Below are 16,694 nucleotides of genomic sequence, written 5' to 3'. Positions count from 1 at the left end.
TGACGAGCGAGCTGCACAGACGGCATTGTGCGAGCCGACAACACACGAGCACTAAGCTGGGAGAAGAATTGCGACACGAAACGGATGTGAACAAGCTCAGTGGCGAATGACGACCTGAAGGATGCCGAGCAGGTGACGGAGTCGATGACGAAGCTGGAAAAGGCGACCAAGCCTGACGGGCGCAAGCGCCGCTGGCGTGAGCACAAGATCGCGCGCCGGGAAGAGCTCGTCGACGGAACGATCGCCGCCATCCGCCTGCGTGGACGCGACATCGGCATGGATGAGATCGCCTCGGAAATCGGCGTCTCCAAGACCGTGCTGTACCGGTACTTCGCCGACAAGAGCGATCTCACCAATGCCACCATGGCCCGCTACGTGGAAACCACGCTGGCACCCCGGATCTACGAGGCCATCGGCGAAGATCTCGACGACTTCGAACTCACCCGCGCCACGATCACCGCCTACGTGGAGACGGTCGCATCCGATCCCGAAGTGTATCTGTACATCATGTCGAACGGTTCGGGGCCGGGCCGGGACACGGTGGCCGATTCCGAACGGATGATCGCGGAGGTCCTCTCGACGGTGCTCGGCGAGCGACTGCGTCAGATGGAGATGGATTCCGGAGGCTCGGTGCCGTGGGCGTACGGCATCGTCGGCGGTGTCCAGTTGGCTACCCACTGGTGGATCTCGAACCGATCGATGTCAGTGGAGGATCTGATCAACTACCTGACGATGATGACCTGGGGAGGCATCGCCGGCATCGCTGCCTTCAACGGTTCCCCTGCGCGATTCAACGCGGCACCGCACCCGCTGCTTCCCACGGCCGACGAGTAGACACCCACTCAATATTGTGTAACCAGAAGTAACAGGTAAACTCGGGGTCATGAACGACTCCGAGGAAGAAGAGGGTTACCGCGGGCCGGCCGAGGTCGCGGTGGGTGCACTACCCGCCGTGACGGTCCAGGTCCAGCTCGCAGGGAACTTCGAACCCATCAGCGGTCGCTACGTCTGGCACGGGCGGGTACGCACGCTGACGGACGCCCTGGGCGAGGACGCCGACCTCTCCCCCGGCACGGAGTTACGGATCACGGGACCGCAAGGTACCGCCACCGCCAGGATCACGGGTGTGGACCTGTGGGGTAGCCACCTCATCGACGGGGTCACCCCGCCACCCTTCAGCCGAGTGTGAAGCCGAGTTCGCCTGTCCGAAGCCCCCGACTGTGGCACTGTTCGTAGATGGCAGACAACGCAGCAGGGTTGTGGGAGACACCGGCCGCCGAAGCGCTGCGTTTCCGTCCCGGCATGCAGATCGCTGATCTCGACAGTCGGAGCACACCAGGATTCGTCAGCAGCAAGATCGACGGGAAGCGCGCCCTCCACGAACGGGGAACGGTCCTCTCCTCGTTGCAAGAGAAGCTCTACGCCAACGGCCGATCCGGCGACAACCGCTCGGTGCTGCTCGTCCTTCAGGGCATGGACACCGCGGGCAAGGGCGGAATGGTTCGTCACGTCATCGGGCACGTCGATCCACAGGGTGTCGATCACGTGGCATTCGGGGTGCCCACCGACGAGGAGAAGCGGCACCACTACCTGTGGCGGGTCACGAAGGCGCTGCCCCGGGGTGGGCAACTGGGCGTCTTCGACCGCTCCCATTACGAGGACGTCCTGGTGGTGCGCGTACACGGCTTCGTTCCCGAGACCGTGTGGCGCGGCCGCTACGACGAGATCAATCAGTTCGAGAAGGAACTCCTCGGCACCGGCACCACCCTGGTGAAGGTGGCCATGTTCGTCTCCCTCGACGAACAGAAGTCGCGGCTGCAGAAGAGACTGGAGCGCCCGGACAAGTACTGGAAGTACAACCCGGGCGATGTGACCGAGCGCAAGTTGTGGCCGGCGTATCAAGACGCCTACCAGGCGATGCTCGACAAGACGTCCACCGAGGACGCGCCCTGGTATGTGGTTCCGTGTGACCGGAAGTGGTATAGCAGAATTGCGGTCACCGAGCTACTGATCGACGCGTTCGAACGCCTCCGCCTCGAATGGCCGGAACCTGATTTCGACGTCGACACGGAGAAGCGCCGACTCGCGGAGTCGTAGGCGAACGCGGTCGCTTCAGAAAAGGTGCGGCGTGTCGTGATGCACCCGGTGATCGTGGCGCACTGTGCCGCCGTACAGCGCCATTGCTGCTGCGAGGGCGACGACGCACAACGAACCGGCGATCACCGCCCAGCCGCCCTCACCGGATCCGGCAGCGACGAGGAACCCGGCGATGCAGACCACCGCGAACAGGACGAGCGCGAAGCTTGTCCACGCGGCAAAGAGATTGAGTTTCATCAGTACTCACCTCACCTGGTGGAATCTGTTCCCGACGCTACGCCGCACCGCAATCGGCGACAAGATGTCTCGGTGGCATCAACGGGGGTTTCGCGCCGTCCGGCCGGGGTAATCGAGCCGAATGAACGTACCCGGTCTGTTACGCAAGACGGAGTCCGCCGACTTCCTCGACAACGTCAGCGCACTGTTGCAGCGCAGGATCGCCGGCACGCTCAGCGGCACCGGAGCCCGTGAAGTTCTGCGGGGTTCCTGGTTGGGCCACCCGCTGCATCCCGTGCTCGTCACCGTCCCGATCGGCGCCTGGTCCGGGTCCCTGGTCCTGGACACCGTGCTGCGCGACCACGTCGCCGCCAGACGGTTGATCGGATTCGGTCTCCTCTCGGCAGTACCCACCCTCACGACCGGCTGGGTGGATTGGGCCGAACGCGATGCGACGCAACGCCGCGTCGGCCTCATTCACGCGGGGGCGAATGCGCTGGGAATCGCCGCCTTCACCGCGTCGTTCCTGCGCCGCCGCCGCGGTACCGACGCGCAAGCTGTCGCGCTGAGCGTCGCCGGGTTCCTCGCGGTCGGTGTCGGTGGAACGCTGGGCGGACATCTGACCTACGCAATGGGCGCAGGAGTCGGCGACGTGGAGCGCAGTCCATCAGCGGACACGCTTCCCGCGTCGAGAGGATGAGGAAGAAACGAGGAACGTCATGATCGTGCTCGGGTTGATCTTGCTCCTGATCGGATGGCTGGCCAATCTCAACTGGCTCTGGGTTCTCGGCATCATTCTCCTGGTGATCGGCGCGGTGCTGTGGATCCTCGGTTCCACCGGACGCGCTGTCGGCGGCAGGCGCCACTGGTACTAGATCGCGACACCGACCGGTCCCGTGAACCCTGTCTTGTGACAGAGTGCGAGCCGGTCGGTTTACAAACCCACAGTTCGGGAATCCCCTGGCATGACCGCCACTCATCGCCAGCCGAGACCCGACTCCTGCGTCGGTCAGCCGATCAGAACCGCGCCTCTCGTGACCGCCCGGCGGTTACGAATATCGATGGTCTCCGGCAACGCGGGTCCGCTGACCGATTCGGACGGCGACGGAGGCGGTCAAAGCATCCATCTGGCGGAATTGTCCGCTGCCCTCACCCGCGAGGGCCACGACGTCACCGTGTACACGCGCCGCGCCGACGAGACCCTCCCGGACCGCTTCACCATGCCGGGCGGATACACGGTCGTGCAGGTGCCCCTCGGCCCGCCCCGGCCGATGCCGGAAGCCGAAATACTGCCCCTGATGGGTGGTTTCGGCAATTTCCTGAAGAACGAATGGGAGGCCGAAAGGCCCGACATCGTTCACGCCCACTATTGGATGTCGGGTATTGCGACGCAGCTCGCGGCGCGCCTCCTCGGCATCCCCACCGTGCAGACCTTCCACGCCCTCGGCGTCGTCGAGGAGCGGTTCCAGCGTCCGATGACGAGCCAGTCCAACCGAGTTCACCTCGAGCAGTTGATCGCCCGCGGAGCCACCCGGGTGGTGGCAACGTGTACCGACGAGGTTTTCGAACTCGCCCACCTCGGTCTGCCGCGGTCCCGAACATCGGTGGTTCCTTCCGGTGTCGACGTCGCGGAATTCACTCCGGACGGTCGCGCCGACGACAAGGGGATGCGTCATCGCATCGTGATGGTCGGCAGGCTGGCGCCGAGCAAGGGCTACGACACCGCCATCGCCGCGCTCACCCATCTTCCCGATACCGAACTGGTCATTGCGGGCGGACCGGCCGCCGAGCGGGTCGCCGACGATCCGGAGGCGATGCGACTGCTGGCTCTCGCGCGTGAGAGCAAGGTGAGCAACAGGGTACGGATCGTCGGCCACGTTCGGCACGACGTCGTGCCCTCCCTGCTGCGCTCCGCGGACGCTGTGGTGTGTACCCCGTGGTACGAGCCATTCGGCATGGTCCCCCTGGAGGCGATGGCCTGCGGCACACCGGTGGTGGCTTCCGCGGTCGGCGGCATGCGGGACACGGTGGTCGACGGAATCACCGGGCGGCTGATCTCACCCCGAAATCCGGTACGACTGGCCGAGGCACTACGGCAAATCTTCGACGATGATGCGCTGCGTGCGGGTTTCGGCATGGCTGGCTGCGACCGTGCCCGCGCACGGTATTCCTGGGATCGAGTCGCCACCGACACACTTCGTGCGTACGGACGTTGCGTTTCCGCTCCCCCGCGCACGAGTCGAACAGGTGCGCACTGATCTCCGCACCGGTTCTGGCCGAGGATCTGCCGTCAGGCGGTTCTTCCGTCAGGCGGTTCTTCCATGCCACGCCCCGAGCGCGCTGTCGACCGACGGGAAGCACGGGTAACTCGATTCCTGACCCGCAGCCCGTAACAACCGATAGAGCGGGCGCCCGCAGACCATTGCCCAATGGCGCCCGTCCCGAAGGTTCGATGCGTGGACGCTGTCGAGGACCGACAGTCCTGCCGTCCCGATGAAGTCGACCTTCGACATGTCGAGGATGAATTGCCCCTCAGGCGAGATCTGGGTGCAAACGTATTCGTGGAACACGGGCGCACTGAACAGATCGATGTCACCGCGCACTCCGAGAACCATCACTCCTGAACCTATTCGCTCGGAAGAGAATTTTGCACTCGCACAGCGTGTCGGAACGGTATCGACCGCTGCGAGGACTACTTTCGGTGTGTAGTCGACGCCGGTACCCGCGCCCGAACAGGCCAGTTCAGGTTCTGGGACCCCTGGAACAACAGACATGGCTCACCCCATCTCGAACTATTGCGAGGGGAAGCGGAGCACCTGCAGACAGACCCGACCTCGGACACCTCTCACCGTCTGCTACGGCAGCGCTTCCCGACATCGGCTGTGTGTTCAACCTCGGTTCGAGACTACTCCCGGCAGTGATGTGTCACAAGGAAATAACAGATCCCCCTGCCGACATCTGCGCAGGTGAGCTATTACAAAGCGTTACCTACGGGCGCGCGTCTCGCGACGGCGCGCACCACTTGCTCGGCGACCACACGCAGCTTCACGTTCTCCTGTTGCGAGCGCGCGACAAGGACGCCGAACGCGGCCCCGGCATCTACTCCCCGCAACGCCATGACGATGCCCTTGGCCTGATCGATGACAGCCCGCGAATCATTTGCTATCCGCAATTGTTCGATCAGGCTTCTCGCTTCCTCGCATCGTCGTACCTGACGCAGTGCGGCTGTCGCCGCGTCGACGTGCAACCCGAGCACCGACTGATCGAGGTCGTCGAAGGCGCGCGGGCGGCTGCCGTACAGGTTCAAGGCACCCAGCGTCTCGATATCCCCCGACCGGGAGTCTGCCCGTGTTGTCGCGTCGGTCAACGGCACCGATAGGGAGCTACCGCCAGTACCGAACACCGGGGCCTCGCGCAAGTGGAGAACCTCGTCCGAGGTTGCGGCCACGAATGCCGGGCCGGCTGCGCCCAGTAGCGTGATCCCGGCCATTTCCGCTCCGGGAAATGCCTGAACCGCCTGCCTGCACAAGTTGTTCAGGAGGGCAATGACACTGTCTTCGGTCTCGAGGAGCCGGAGTACCGCTTCGAGCGACACGGTGACGGGATCGACGTCCGTGGGGGCGTCGACGCTCGTCGCAGTCTGCCGTCGGAGATCCTTCCGCATCCCACCCGTCTCCTCTGACCACATGCCCCATCGAGAGCCTGAGGAACGCTCATCGCTTGGCGCCAACCCTACCTGCGCATACGTACCGCGCGGACTGGTTTGATCGGGGTTGTTCTGCGGTATCCCACCTGCGGTGTCCCTGGATCGCTACCCTGACTTGTCACCACCCGCGAGCCGGCACACTCCCGCCGTCAACCCGGTACGCCCGACCCGGAGGTCTCATGGCCATCGCCAAGACAATCGAACCCGACCAGGATCACACTCATCCCGTCGTCGAACTGCGCGTGCGAGCAACGCCCGATCAGCTGTCCGTACTACGCGCCCTGGCAGCCACCGTTGCCATTCACGAAGACTTCGACCTCGACTCCATCGCCGACATCAAACTGGCCATGGACGAGATCTGCACCCAATTGATCGTCCGCGCGACGCCCGATGCAGTCCTGGTGTGCCGGCTGCAGTACCTCGACGGCACACTGCGAGTGGCCGTGTCGAGCACCACCACAACCATTGATTCGCTCGGGCCGCGCTCGTTCGGCTGGCACGTACTCCATGCCCTGACCGATTCGGTCGATATGCGCCACGAGCTGGACCCGCCCTCGTCGGGATTCGTCACCACCATGGAATTCACCAGGGTGAAGAACGGCTCGATTCTGTGACGTCCGGTACTCGCGGTGGGGGGCAGACGGCACGCTGGCCGGACGAGTATCAGGATGTGGCAGCACTGTTCGAGCGGAAGGCCGCGCTCGACGACGACGATCCCGAAAGACGCATTCTCCGCGACGCGCTGGTGACGCGTTGTCTCCCCCTCGCAGAGCACATTGCCCGTCGTTTCGACGGGCGAGGCGAGGCGCACGACGACCTGGTACAGGTGGCGCGCCTCGGCCTCGTCAATTCGGTGGATCGGTTCGACGTGACCCGTGGTTCCGACTTCGTGTCCTTCGCGGTGCCCACGATCATGGGCGAGGTACGCCGGCATTTTCGAGATACCGGGTGGGCCGTGCGCGTACCGCGCCGCATGAAGGAACTGCATCTCGCGCTGAGCCTCGCGGTGGGCGAGTTGTCGCAGACCCTCGGCCACGCCCCCACGGTCAGCGAGCTGGCCGAACATCTCCACATCGACCAGGAGGACGTGGCACAGGGCCTCCTCGCAGGTAACGCCTACCAGACGGTGTCCGTGGACAACACGTCGTCCGAGCGGTCCGGCGAACTGTCCATGGTCGAGACGATCGGTGACTACGACGCCGCGATGGACGAAGTCGAGAATCACGAGACCCTGCGCCCGCTGCTCGAGTCGCTGCCCGAACGGGAGCGGACCGTCCTGATGCTCCGGTTCTTCGGCAACATGACGCAGACCCAGATCGCCGACCGCGTCGGCATCTCGCAGATGCACGTCTCGCGGCTGCTGGCGAAAACACTGGCGTCGCTGCGGGATCAGCTCGGCGAGGCGTGAGTCAGATCGTTGCCGCGTCGATCACGAACCGGTACCGCACATCGCTGGCGACGACGCGGTCGTAGGCGGTATCGATGTCGCTCGCCGGAATCACCTCGATCGCCGCGCCGATGCCGTGCTCCGCGCAGAAGTCCAACATCTCCTGAGTCTGGGCGACACCGCCCACCATCGAACCGGCGAGACTGCGCCGATTGGCGGCGAGACTGAACGCGCGTACCTCGATCGGCTTTTCGGGCAGGCCGAGTTCTACGAGGGTGCCGTTGATCGCGAGCATCGACAGGTACGCGTCGATGTCCAGGTTCACCGACACCGTGTTGACGATCAGGTCGAACCGGCTCCGCAACGATCTGAACGTCTCCGGATCGGAGGTGGCGTAGTAGTGATCGGCCCCGAACTTCAGCCCGTCCTCCTTCTTGCCGAGGGACTGGCTCAGAACCGTGACCTCCGCGCCCATCGCATGAGCGATCTTCACCCCGACGTGTCCCAGCCCGCCCATGCCGATGACGGCTACCTTCTTGCCCGGGCCCGCGCCCCAGTGCGCGAGTGGTGAGTACAACGTGATTCCGGCGCACAGCAGCGGCGCCGCGACGTCGAGTTCCAGCCCGTCCGGAATGGAGACGACGAAACGTTCCGTCACGACGATGTGCGTCGAATATCCGCCCTGCGTCCACTCGCCGTCGCGGCCGCGAGCGTTGTAGGTACCGGTGACGCGATTCGCGCAGTACTGCTCCTCACCGGCGCGGCAGGCGTCGCATTCACCGCAGGAGTCGACGAAGCACCCGACTCCGACGCGGTCACCCACGTGGTGGCGGGTCACCTCGGAACCGACGGCGGTCACCACACCGGCGATCTCGTGGCCGGGGACGACGGGATAGTGGGTTCCGCCCCACTCGTTGCGGGCGGTGTGGATGTCCGAGTGGCAGATGCCCGCGAACTTGATCTCGATGAGAATGTCGAGCGGTCCGAGTTCCCGACGTTCGATGGTGGTCTTTTCGAAGGCGCCCTCAGCGGACGTGACTGCATATGCGGCGGCGGTAACCATGCACACATGCCTACATGTTCGCGTCGCTCGGCGTCCAGGCGGGCCGTGTCCGAGGACAACGGCCCGCCCGGACGAATCGACTCAGTCCTCGAGTTCTTCTTTCTCGGCCCGGCGGCGGAGCCGCCGCGCTGCCGCCACCAGATTGCGTAGCGAGGGTTCCAACTGCCAGTAGTGACGGGTCTTGAGACCCCCGTCGGGGTTGGCCCACAGCCGCTCTAGGGAGACGGATTCGCTGGCCTCGGTGAGCAGTTCGTCCAGCTCGTCGATATCGGGGATCCGCGCCGACCTGCTCTCGTACACACCGGGGCCGACCCCGTGAGTCAGCGCCCGTTCCTTGAGAGCATCGAGCACCCAGGTAATGGACCGGGTGGCCACGATGGCAGTGACGTCCGCGTCGAGGCGCTCGATGGCATCGACGACCGACGCGCGGCTCGTGTAGGTGAGGTGGGTGTGGATCTGTGTCTCCGCTTTCGCGCCACCGGTGGCGAGGCGGAACGCATCGACAGCCCACTCGAGATACGCCTCACGACCGTCCTCGCGCAGAGGCAGCAGCTCACGGATGGCCGGCTCGTCCACCTGAATGATCGCTATACCCGCGGCCTCCAGATCGGCGATCTCGTCGCGGATCACCAACGCCAGCTGGTCCGCCGTTTCGTACAACGGCTGATCCTGGCGGACGAACGACCGCGCGATCATCGTCACCGGACCGGTGAGCATGCCTTTGACCGGCTTGTCCGTCAAGGACTGTGCGTACGAGATCCACTCGACCGTCATCGGCTTCGGCCGTGACACGTCCCCATAGAGGATCGGCGGACGCGTGCACCGCGAACCGTAGGCCTGCACCCAGCCGTTGTGGGTGTACGCGTAGCCCTCGAGCAGCTCCGCGAAATACTGGATCATGTCGTTGCGCTCGTGCTCGCCGTGCACCAGCACGTCCAGACCGATGTCTTCCTGCAACCGGATGGTGTTCTCGATTTCGGCCTGGATCCGCTTGTAGTACTCGTCCCACTCCAGGCGTCCCTCCCCCAGCTCGTAGCGAGCCTGACGGATCTCGGTCGTCTGAGGGAACGAGCCGAGCGTCGTCGCGGGAACCAGGGGCAGATTCAGCCGCTCCTGCTGCGCGACGCGCCTCTCCTCGTACGGGACCCGGACACGGTCGGACGGCGTGATGGCATTGACCCGCGCACGCACGGCGTGCTTGAGCTTGAAGTGCACCGAGGTGGGGCGCTTGCGCCACTTCTCCGACGGCCCCTCGGTGAGAGCCTTCGCGAGCGACACGACCTCGCCGACCTTCTGCTTGGCGAACGCCAGCCTGTCCGCCACGTCGCCCTGGATGTCGTACTCGGACAGCACGTCGTAGGGCACGTGCAGCAACGACGTGGACGTCGAGACCACGAGATCCGGCACGACGTCCTTGATCGTGTTCAGGTACGTCAGGGTGTTGTACCGGTCGACCCTCCACACGTTGCGGCCGTCGACCACACCGGCGTAGATGCGCTTGCGCCGAATGCCGGGGATCTTCGCCAGGTCATCGGCGCTCATCCGGTGGCTGACCAGGTCGAGACCGAGAGCCTCGACCTTGGTCGCGGCGAGGAGGGCGAGTGCTTCACCCAGGTGTCCGTACGGCCCGGTGACGAGGATGCGGGGACGCAGCGGTGCGTGCGACAGCTTCTCGTAGGCACGCGCGAGCGCGGCCAGCTCCTCGGGGGTGCGGTCTTCGGTGAACGACGGTTCGTCGAGCTGGACGCACGTGGCGCCGGCCTTCGCGAGCTGCTCGAACAACAGCTCGTACTCCGGCAGGATCTTGTCCAGCAGGTCGAGCGTCGAGAAGCCGTGCCGCCGGGACGCCGGCCCCACCTTCGACAGGAGCAACAGCGACACCGGACCGAGCACGACGGGACGCAGTTCGATTCCGCGCGCCTTCGCCCGTGCGAACTCGTCCATCAGCGTGTCCGAACGCAGGGAGAAGGTGGTGTTCTCGTCCAGCTCGGGCTGGCGGTAGTGGTAGTTGGTGCCGAAGAAGCGCACCAGCTCGAGTGGTGGGAAGTCGGGCCGGCCGCGACACATCGTGAAGTAGAAGTCCAGCGGATCCAGCTCGCTTTCGAGCGCGGCGAACCGCTCGGGCACCGCACCGAACAGCAGCGCGTTGTCGAGTACGTGGTCGTAGTACGAGAACGTGTTGCCCGGGACCTGGGTCAAACCGGTCGCGGCGAGCTCACTCCACGTCTCTTCCTGCAGGTCCCGCCCGACGGCGACGAGTTCTGCCTTCGTGCTGGTGCCATGCCAGTAGGACTCGAGGGCGCGCTTGAGTTCGCGGTGCGCTCCGATGCGGGGATACCCCAGGATGCTGGATCCGTATGTTGCGGTGCTGGACATGCGGTCGACCTTTCTGGGCTCAGTCCGGAGGCGGAAAGCGTCTCGGACTCGATGCACCTGTGCGCCTCTCACAACCGGGGTCGTGAAAGGCGCACAGGGTAGTCGCCTACCTACCTACTAGCTTGCTTTCTTGCTGGCCCGGCCGTTCTCGGCGTACTCGTAGAAGCCGGCGCCCGCCTTCTTGCCGACAAGTCCCGCCTCGACCATGCGCAGCAACAGCGGCGGTGCCGAGTACAGGGGCTCCTTGAACTCCTCGTACATGGAGTCGGCAATGGACTTGACCGTGTCCAGACCCACCAGGTCGGTCAGCGCGAGCGGACCCATCGGGTGTGCGAGGCCGAGCACCGTTGCCTTGTCGATGTCTTCCTTGGTGGCGAACCCCGACTCCACCATGCGAATGGCGGAGAGCAGATACGGCACCAGCAGGGCGTTGACGACGAAGCCGGAACGGTCCGCGGAGCGGACGACCTGCTTGCCCAGCACATCGCTCGCGAAGGCCTCGGCCCGCTCGGCCACCGCCTTGCTCGTCTTGAGCGTGGTCACGAGCTCGACGAGGGGAAGCACCGGAACGGGATTGAAGAAGTGCATCCCGATGACCCGTTCCGGGGACTTCGTGGCAATGCCCAGCTTCATGATCGGGATCGACGACGTGTTGGATGCCAGCACGGCATTCGGATCCGTCACGACCGAGTCGAGCTCGGCGAAGATGTCACTCTTCACCTTCTCGTCCTCGACGACGGCCTCCACGACGAGCTGGCGATCCGCGAAATCACCGAGATCGGAGGTGAACCGCAGCCGCCAGGCCGCCTGTTCACGTTCACGTTCGGTGATCTTGCCGCTGCTCACGCCGCGGTCGAGCGAACGCAGGATGCGTGAGCGCCCTGCAGCCGCAAGCTCACGGGTCTGCTCGAACACCAGAACATCGACGTGCGCGCGAGCGCACACCTCTGCGATTCCGGCGCCCATGATCCCGGCGCCGATAACGCCGACGCGCTGAATTTTGTCGCTGGTCACGTCGTCAGCTCCTTTTCGTCTAGTGGAGTCGTCGCCCCGGGAGTGGCCCTGGAACAGGCCCCTCCCGGGGGTCGGGATTGATCAGGTCACACCGTGATCGGTCGAATCCTTGTTGTGGACAAGGCTCAGTGGAACTGACCTTCTTCGGTGGAACCCTTCAGAGCAGCCGTCGACGTGTTGGGGTCGACCGTGGTGGCGATACTGTCGAAGTAGCCGGCACCCACCTCACGCTGGTGCTTGATGGCGGTGAAGCCACGCTCCTCGGCGGCCTTGAACTCGCGCTCCTGCAGGTCGACGAAGGCGGTCATGCCCTCGCGGGCGTAGCCGTGGGCCAGGTCGAACATGCCGTAGTTGAGCGAGTGGAAGCCGGCGAGGGTGATGAACTGGAACTTGAAGCCCATCGCGCCGAGCTCCTTCTGGAACTTCGCGATGGTCGAGTCGTCCAGGTGCGCCTTCCAGTTGAAGGAAGGCGAGCAGTTGTAGGCGAGGAGCTGGTCCGGGAACTCGCTGCGCACGGACTCGGCGAACCGCTTGGCGACCTCGAGGTCCGGCACGCCGGTCTCCATCCAGATGAGGTCGGCGTAGGGCGCGTAAGCCTTGGCGCGAGCGATGCAGGGCTCGATGCCGTTCTTGACACCGAAGAAGCCCTCGGCGGTGCGGGTGCCGTCCAGGAACGGCTGGTCGCGCTCGTCGACGTCCGACGTGATGAGGGTTGCGGCCTCGGCGTCGGTGCGTGCGATGACCACGGTGGGAACGTCCGCGACGTCGGCCGCGAGGCGAGCCGAGGTCAGGGTGCGGATGTGCTGCTGCGTGGGGATGAGCACCTTGCCACCGAGGTGGCCGCACTTCTTCTCCGACGCGAGCTGGTCCTCCCAGTGCGAACCGGCAACACCGGCCGCGATCATGGCCTTCTGCAGCTCGTAGACGTTGAGTGCACCACCGAAGCCGGCTTCACCGTCGGCGACGATCGGGGCGAGCCAGTTGTCGACGGACGTGTCGCCCTCGACCTTGGCGATCTCGTCGGCGCGCAGCAGGGCATTGTTGATGCGACGCACGACCTGCGGAACCGAGTTGGCCGGGTAGAGGCTCTGGTCCGGGTAGGTGTGTCCGGAAAGGTTCGCGTCACCGGCGACCTGCCAGCCGGAGAGGTAGATGGCCTTGAGGCCTGCACGAACCTGCTGAACTGCCTGGTTGCCGGTCAGCGCGCCCAGCGAGTTGATGTAGTCCTCGTTGTTCACGAGGTCCCAGAGGATCTCGGAACCACGGCGTGCGAGGGTCTGCTCTTCGACAACGGTGCCCTGGAGCTTGGTGACCTGCTCCGCCGTGTAGTTGCGGGTTACTCCCTTCCAGCGCGGGTTGGTGTCCCAATCCTGCTGAATCTCAGCTGCGGTCTTCGGGGTGCCGGTGGTCGACATCAAGACTCCATCTCTTCGATCTGCTGGTCCGGTACGGATGTACTGCTTCACATCCTTGCCAGGCCCTTCCTAGTTACTCATCGAGAATGACACACACAAAAAGTGCCGTCTACCTGTTGCTACTGCCAATCTTCGCTAGCTTTTCATCGAGCCTTGCAAACTTTGCGAAGAAGGAATGGGTCACGACCTACCCTGTCGGCGAGGAAAGATACCCGCCAGTAGTAAGAACGCGCAGGTCGCGAACACAATGCACGCAACCCCTCGTACACAGGTAATTGCGCCCCTGCGGCCCGCACCTCCCCGCCGCCGCGCACCCCTCGACGCGCCGGTTGTGATGGCAATCACCGATCGGGGCGGATACCGCGCTCGCGGCTGTCACCGCGCTCGCGTCGATGGCCGGCCCCGCGCGTCGAGGGGGGCGAATGTACCTTTCGGCGCGTCCACAGCGCTGGAAGGTACGTTCATCCCGGACCGCAGCACCCGCGAAGGCTGCGAAGCCCCTCTTGCGAACCCCGCGAACCGTTCGTAGGCTGGGGAAATGTCGAAGACCTTCGTCGGTACCCGGTTGCGTCAGCTCCGCACCGAACGAGGCATGAGCCAGGCAGCACTGGCCAAGACGCTGGAAATCTCCGCCAGTTACCTCAACCAGATCGAGCACGACGTCCGGCCGCTCACCGTGCCGGTCCTGCTGCGCATCAGCGAGGTGTTCGGCGTCGACACCACCTTCTTCGCCTCCCAGGACGACACTCGCCTGATCGCCGAGATGCGGGAGGTTGCCCTCGATCAGGAGATGGGAATCGACGCCGACGCTCAGGAGATCGCGGATATGGTGGCGTCGCATCCAGGCCTGGCTAAGGCCATGGTCAACATGCATCGCCGGTTTCGCAACACCACCGCGCAGCTGGCGGCCGCCACGGAGGACCGGTTCAGCGACGGCAGCGGCAGCGGTTCCATCACGATGCCGCACGAAGAGGTCCGGGACTACTTCTACCAGCGCCAGAACTACCTGCATGAGCTCGACACTGCTGCAGAAGAGCTCACCGCGCGCCTGCGTTTCCACCGCGGTGACGTGGGTGGTGAAATCGCCCGCAGACTGGAAACGGTGCACGACGTACAGATCGTTCGCCGCATCGACCTGGGCGAGAACGTGCTGCACCGGTACGACCCCGAGTCGCGGGTGCTGGAGATCTCGCCGCACCTTTCGGGCGGGCAGCAGGTGTTCAAGTTCGCCACCGAACTGGCCTACCTGGAGTACGGCGACCTCCTCGACAAGATGGTGGCGGAGGGCGGCTTCACCAGCGACGAGTCGGTGGCGCTGGCCCGGCTCGGACTCGCCAACTACTTCGCCGCCGCGACCGTGCTGCCCTATGGACAGTTCCACGACGTCGCCGAGGACTTCCGTTACGACATCGAGCGTCTGTCGGCGTTCTACTCGGTCAGCTACGAGACGGTCTGCCACCGCCTCTCCACCCTGCAGCGGCCGAAGCTGCGCGGGGTCCCGTTCATGTTTGTGCGCGTCGACCGCGCCGGGAACATGTCGAAGCGCCAATCCGCCACAGGCTTCCACTTCTCCACGAGCGGCGGCACCTGCCCACTGTGGAACGTCTACGAAACGTTCGCGTACCCGGGCAAGATCATGAACCAGATCGCGCAGATGCCCGATGGCCGCCGGTACCTCTGGGTGGCCCGCACCGTCGAGCGGCGCGCCGCCCGCTACGGGCAGCCGGCCAAGATCTTCGCGATCGGGCTCGGCTGCGAGATCAGACACGCGCACCGCCTGGTCTACGGCGACGGACTGGACCTCGACGAGTCGAATCCCGGGACGCCGATCGGAGCCGGCTGCCGGGTGTGCGAGCGGGTCAACTGCCCACAACGGGCGTTCCCGCCCCTGGGTAAGCAACTCGACATCAGCGAACACCGCAGTTCGGTGTCCCCCTACCTCATTCGGTGACGCATTGCACTTTCCGCCGCGCACCGCTGGGCCCTGTGAGCGCTTGTTCACACGTCTGTAATTCGCGACACGAACACGTCACCGACAGACATTCAGGCGCAACAACCGCGGCTTAATGTTCGCCCCACGAATACACCTCTGTATACGTGGGGCGGATACATCCGTTCCGGAATACGGGGTTCCCCACCTCCTCCGACGGAAAGGCCCGTACATGCGCACCTTCTCCAAGCGCGCCCTCGCTGCACCGACCGCGCTCGCCGCGATCGGGCTCGTGCTGACCGGTTGCGGCAGCAAGGCATCCGACACGGCCACGGAGTCCACCGCGGCATCCTGCGTGGACACCTCCGGGGACACGATCAAGGTCGGGTCGTTGAATTCGCTGTCCGGCACCATGGCCATCAGTGAGGTGACCGTCCGGGATTCGATCGCGCTCGCGGTCGACGAAATCAACAGCGCGGGCGGCGTGCTCGGCAAGAAGATTCAGATCGTGGCCGAGGACGGCGCTTCGGAACCCACCGTGTTCGCCGAGAAGGCCGAGAAGCTGATCAGCAGCGACTGTGTCGCAGCGGTTTTCGGCGGCTGGACCTCGTCGAGCCGCAAGGCGATGCTTCCGGTGTTCGAGGACAACAATTCCCTGCTCTACTACCCCGTCCAGTACGAGGGTCTCGAAGATTCGAAGAACATCTTCTACACGGGTGCCACCACCAACCAGCAGATCGTTCCTGCCCTCGACTACTTGAAGGAGAAGGGCGTCACGTCGCTGTACCTGGTGGGCAGCGACTACGTGTTCCCGCAGACCGCGAACCGCATCATCAAGGCCTACGCCGAGGCAAACGGCATCGAGATCAAGGGCGAGGACTACACGCCGCTCGGTTCCACCGACTTCTCCACAATCATCAACAAGGTTCGCTCCGCCGACGCAGATGCCGTGTTCAACACGCTCAACGGAGACTCGAACGTCGCGTTCTTCCGGGAGTACAAGAACGTGGGGCTGACCGCCCAGGACATGCCCGTCGTGTCGGTGTCGATCGCCGAGGAGGAAGTCGGCGGTATCGGGGTCCAGAACATCGAAGGCCAGCTCACGGCCTGGGACTACTACCAGACCATCGATTCGCCGGAGAACAAGACGTTCGTCGACGCGTACAAGGCGCGGTACGGCGCCGCCAAGCCGACGTCGGACCCGATGGAAGCCGCCTACACCTCCGTCTATCTGTGGAAGAACACCGTCGAGAAGGCGAATTCGTTTGCTACGGCCGACATTCAGGCCAACGCGGACGGAGTGGCGTTCGACGCCCCCGAGGGAAAGGTCACGATCGACGGTTCCAACCACCACATCAGCAAGACGGCCCGGATCGGTGAGATCCGGGGAGACGGCCTGATCTACACGGTGTGGGATTCCGGCACCCCGATCGAGCCGGACCCGTACCTGACGTCCTACCCCTGGGCCGAGTCGCTCGGTAGCTAGCACC

17 protein-coding genes are annotated in these 16,694 nt (G+C 64.7%); 10 read left to right on the top strand and 7 right to left on the bottom strand.

Features of this window, described 5'->3' with window-relative positions; all coding sequences use genetic code 11:
* The first annotated feature begins 144 nt into the window (after positions 1-144).
* From CBI38_RS07650 to CBI38_RS07640, 3 genes are read left to right on the top strand one after another with little or no spacing between them, the layout of a single operon-like run.
* Entirely contained in the window at positions 145-834 is a 690-nt protein-coding gene (locus CBI38_RS07650; protein WP_230990209.1) for a TetR/AcrR family transcriptional regulator, read from the top strand.
* A gap of 49 nt (positions 835-883) precedes the next feature.
* Positions 884-1,189 carry a DUF4873 domain-containing protein gene (locus CBI38_RS07645; RefSeq protein WP_109327762.1) on the top strand — a complete coding sequence of 102 codons (306 nt, stop codon included), beginning with the start codon at positions 884-886 and terminating at the stop codon, positions 1,187-1,189.
* Between the two features lie 47 nt (positions 1,190-1,236).
* Positions 1,237-2,097, top strand: coding sequence for a polyphosphate kinase 2 family protein (locus CBI38_RS07640; protein WP_109327760.1), 861 nt, complete (start codon positions 1,237-1,239; stop codon positions 2,095-2,097).
* A gap of 15 nt (positions 2,098-2,112) precedes the next feature.
* On the opposite strand, the gene CBI38_RS07635 is transcribed toward CBI38_RS07640, so the two are convergent.
* A complete protein-coding gene (locus CBI38_RS07635) occupies positions 2,113-2,334 on the bottom strand; it encodes a hypothetical protein (protein WP_109327758.1) in 222 nt (73 codons plus the stop codon).
* A 121-nt stretch (positions 2,335-2,455) separates the two neighbouring features.
* Here CBI38_RS07635 and CBI38_RS07630 point away from each other — a divergent pair, with 121 nt between their 5' ends.
* The 3 genes from CBI38_RS07630 (at position 2,456) to CBI38_RS07625 (ending at position 4,571) form a co-directional block, all read left to right on the top strand.
* On the top strand, positions 2,456-3,013 hold the full coding sequence (locus CBI38_RS07630; protein ID WP_109327756.1) for a DUF2231 domain-containing protein: 558 nt from the start codon (positions 2,456-2,458) through the stop codon (positions 3,011-3,013).
* Between the two features lie 19 nt (positions 3,014-3,032).
* On the top strand, positions 3,033-3,188 hold the full coding sequence (locus tag CBI38_RS38355) for a DUF6131 family protein (RefSeq protein ID WP_201453523.1): 156 nt from the start codon (positions 3,033-3,035) through the stop codon (positions 3,186-3,188).
* Between the two features lie 186 nt (positions 3,189-3,374).
* Positions 3,375-4,571 carry a glycosyltransferase gene (locus tag CBI38_RS07625; protein ID WP_109327754.1) on the top strand — a complete coding sequence of 399 codons (1,197 nt, stop codon included), beginning with the start codon at positions 3,375-3,377 and terminating at the stop codon, positions 4,569-4,571.
* Positions 4,572-4,619: 48 nt separating this feature from the next.
* Here CBI38_RS07625 and CBI38_RS07620 read toward each other — a convergent pair whose 3' ends face one another.
* Together CBI38_RS07620 and CBI38_RS07615 are read right to left on the bottom strand one after the other, a co-directional pair.
* Positions 4,620-4,928, bottom strand: a complete 309-nt coding sequence (locus CBI38_RS07620; protein WP_109327752.1) for an STAS domain-containing protein — start codon at positions 4,926-4,928, stop codon at positions 4,620-4,622.
* A 359-nt stretch (positions 4,929-5,287) separates the two neighbouring features.
* The gene (locus CBI38_RS07615; RefSeq protein ID WP_109327750.1) at positions 5,288-5,977 is read right to left on the bottom strand and encodes an ANTAR domain-containing protein; all 690 of its coding nucleotides are present in this window, start codon (positions 5,975-5,977) and stop codon (positions 5,288-5,290) included.
* A gap of 221 nt (positions 5,978-6,198) precedes the next feature.
* Here CBI38_RS07615 and CBI38_RS07610 point away from each other — a divergent pair, with 221 nt between their 5' ends.
* Positions 6,199-6,633: an ATP-binding protein gene (locus CBI38_RS07610; protein WP_109327748.1), complete on the top strand. Its 435-nt coding sequence runs from the start codon at positions 6,199-6,201 to the stop codon at positions 6,631-6,633.
* The gene (locus tag CBI38_RS07605; RefSeq protein WP_109327746.1) at positions 6,630-7,427 is read left to right on the top strand and encodes a SigB/SigF/SigG family RNA polymerase sigma factor; all 798 of its coding nucleotides are present in this window, start codon (positions 6,630-6,632) and stop codon (positions 7,425-7,427) included. The genes CBI38_RS07610 and CBI38_RS07605 overlap by 4 nt, the downstream gene beginning before the upstream one ends.
* Position 7,428: 1 nt before the next feature.
* Here CBI38_RS07605 and CBI38_RS07600 read toward each other — a convergent pair whose 3' ends face one another.
* The 4 genes from CBI38_RS07600 to aceA form a co-directional block, all read right to left on the bottom strand.
* Complete coding sequence (locus CBI38_RS07600; protein ID WP_109327744.1) at positions 7,429-8,469, bottom strand: NAD(P)-dependent alcohol dehydrogenase; 1,041 nt, start codon at positions 8,467-8,469, stop codon at positions 7,429-7,431.
* A gap of 81 nt (positions 8,470-8,550) precedes the next feature.
* Positions 8,551-10,845 (bottom strand): 5-methyltetrahydropteroyltriglutamate--homocysteine S-methyltransferase, encoded by a 2,295-nt coding sequence (gene metE, locus CBI38_RS07595; RefSeq protein WP_109327742.1) that lies wholly within the window; start codon positions 10,843-10,845, stop codon positions 8,551-8,553.
* Between the two features lie 117 nt (positions 10,846-10,962).
* Positions 10,963-11,859, bottom strand: a complete 897-nt coding sequence (locus CBI38_RS07590; protein WP_109327740.1) for a 3-hydroxybutyryl-CoA dehydrogenase — start codon at positions 11,857-11,859, stop codon at positions 10,963-10,965.
* A 125-nt stretch (positions 11,860-11,984) separates the two neighbouring features.
* Entirely contained in the window at positions 11,985-13,274 is a 1,290-nt protein-coding gene (gene aceA / locus CBI38_RS07585; RefSeq protein ID WP_109327738.1) for an isocitrate lyase, read from the bottom strand.
* A 538-nt stretch (positions 13,275-13,812) separates the two neighbouring features.
* Here aceA and ramB point away from each other — a divergent pair.
* Positions 13,813-15,225 (top strand): acetate metabolism transcriptional regulator RamB, encoded by a 1,413-nt coding sequence (gene ramB, locus CBI38_RS07575; protein WP_109327734.1) that lies wholly within the window; start codon positions 13,813-13,815, stop codon positions 15,223-15,225.
* A gap of 211 nt (positions 15,226-15,436) precedes the next feature.
* Entirely contained in the window at positions 15,437-16,690 is a 1,254-nt protein-coding gene (gene urtA / locus CBI38_RS07570) for an urea ABC transporter substrate-binding protein (protein ID WP_109327731.1), read from the top strand.
* The last annotated feature ends 4 nt before the right edge of the window (positions 16,691-16,694 follow it).

Source organism: Rhodococcus oxybenzonivorans (assembly GCF_003130705.1).
GTDB classification, from domain to species: Bacteria; Actinomycetota; Actinomycetes; order Mycobacteriales; family Mycobacteriaceae; genus Rhodococcus_F; species Rhodococcus_F oxybenzonivorans.
Note: the sequence above shows the minus strand (reverse complement) of the source record. Positions and strands in the feature narration are given on the sequence as shown.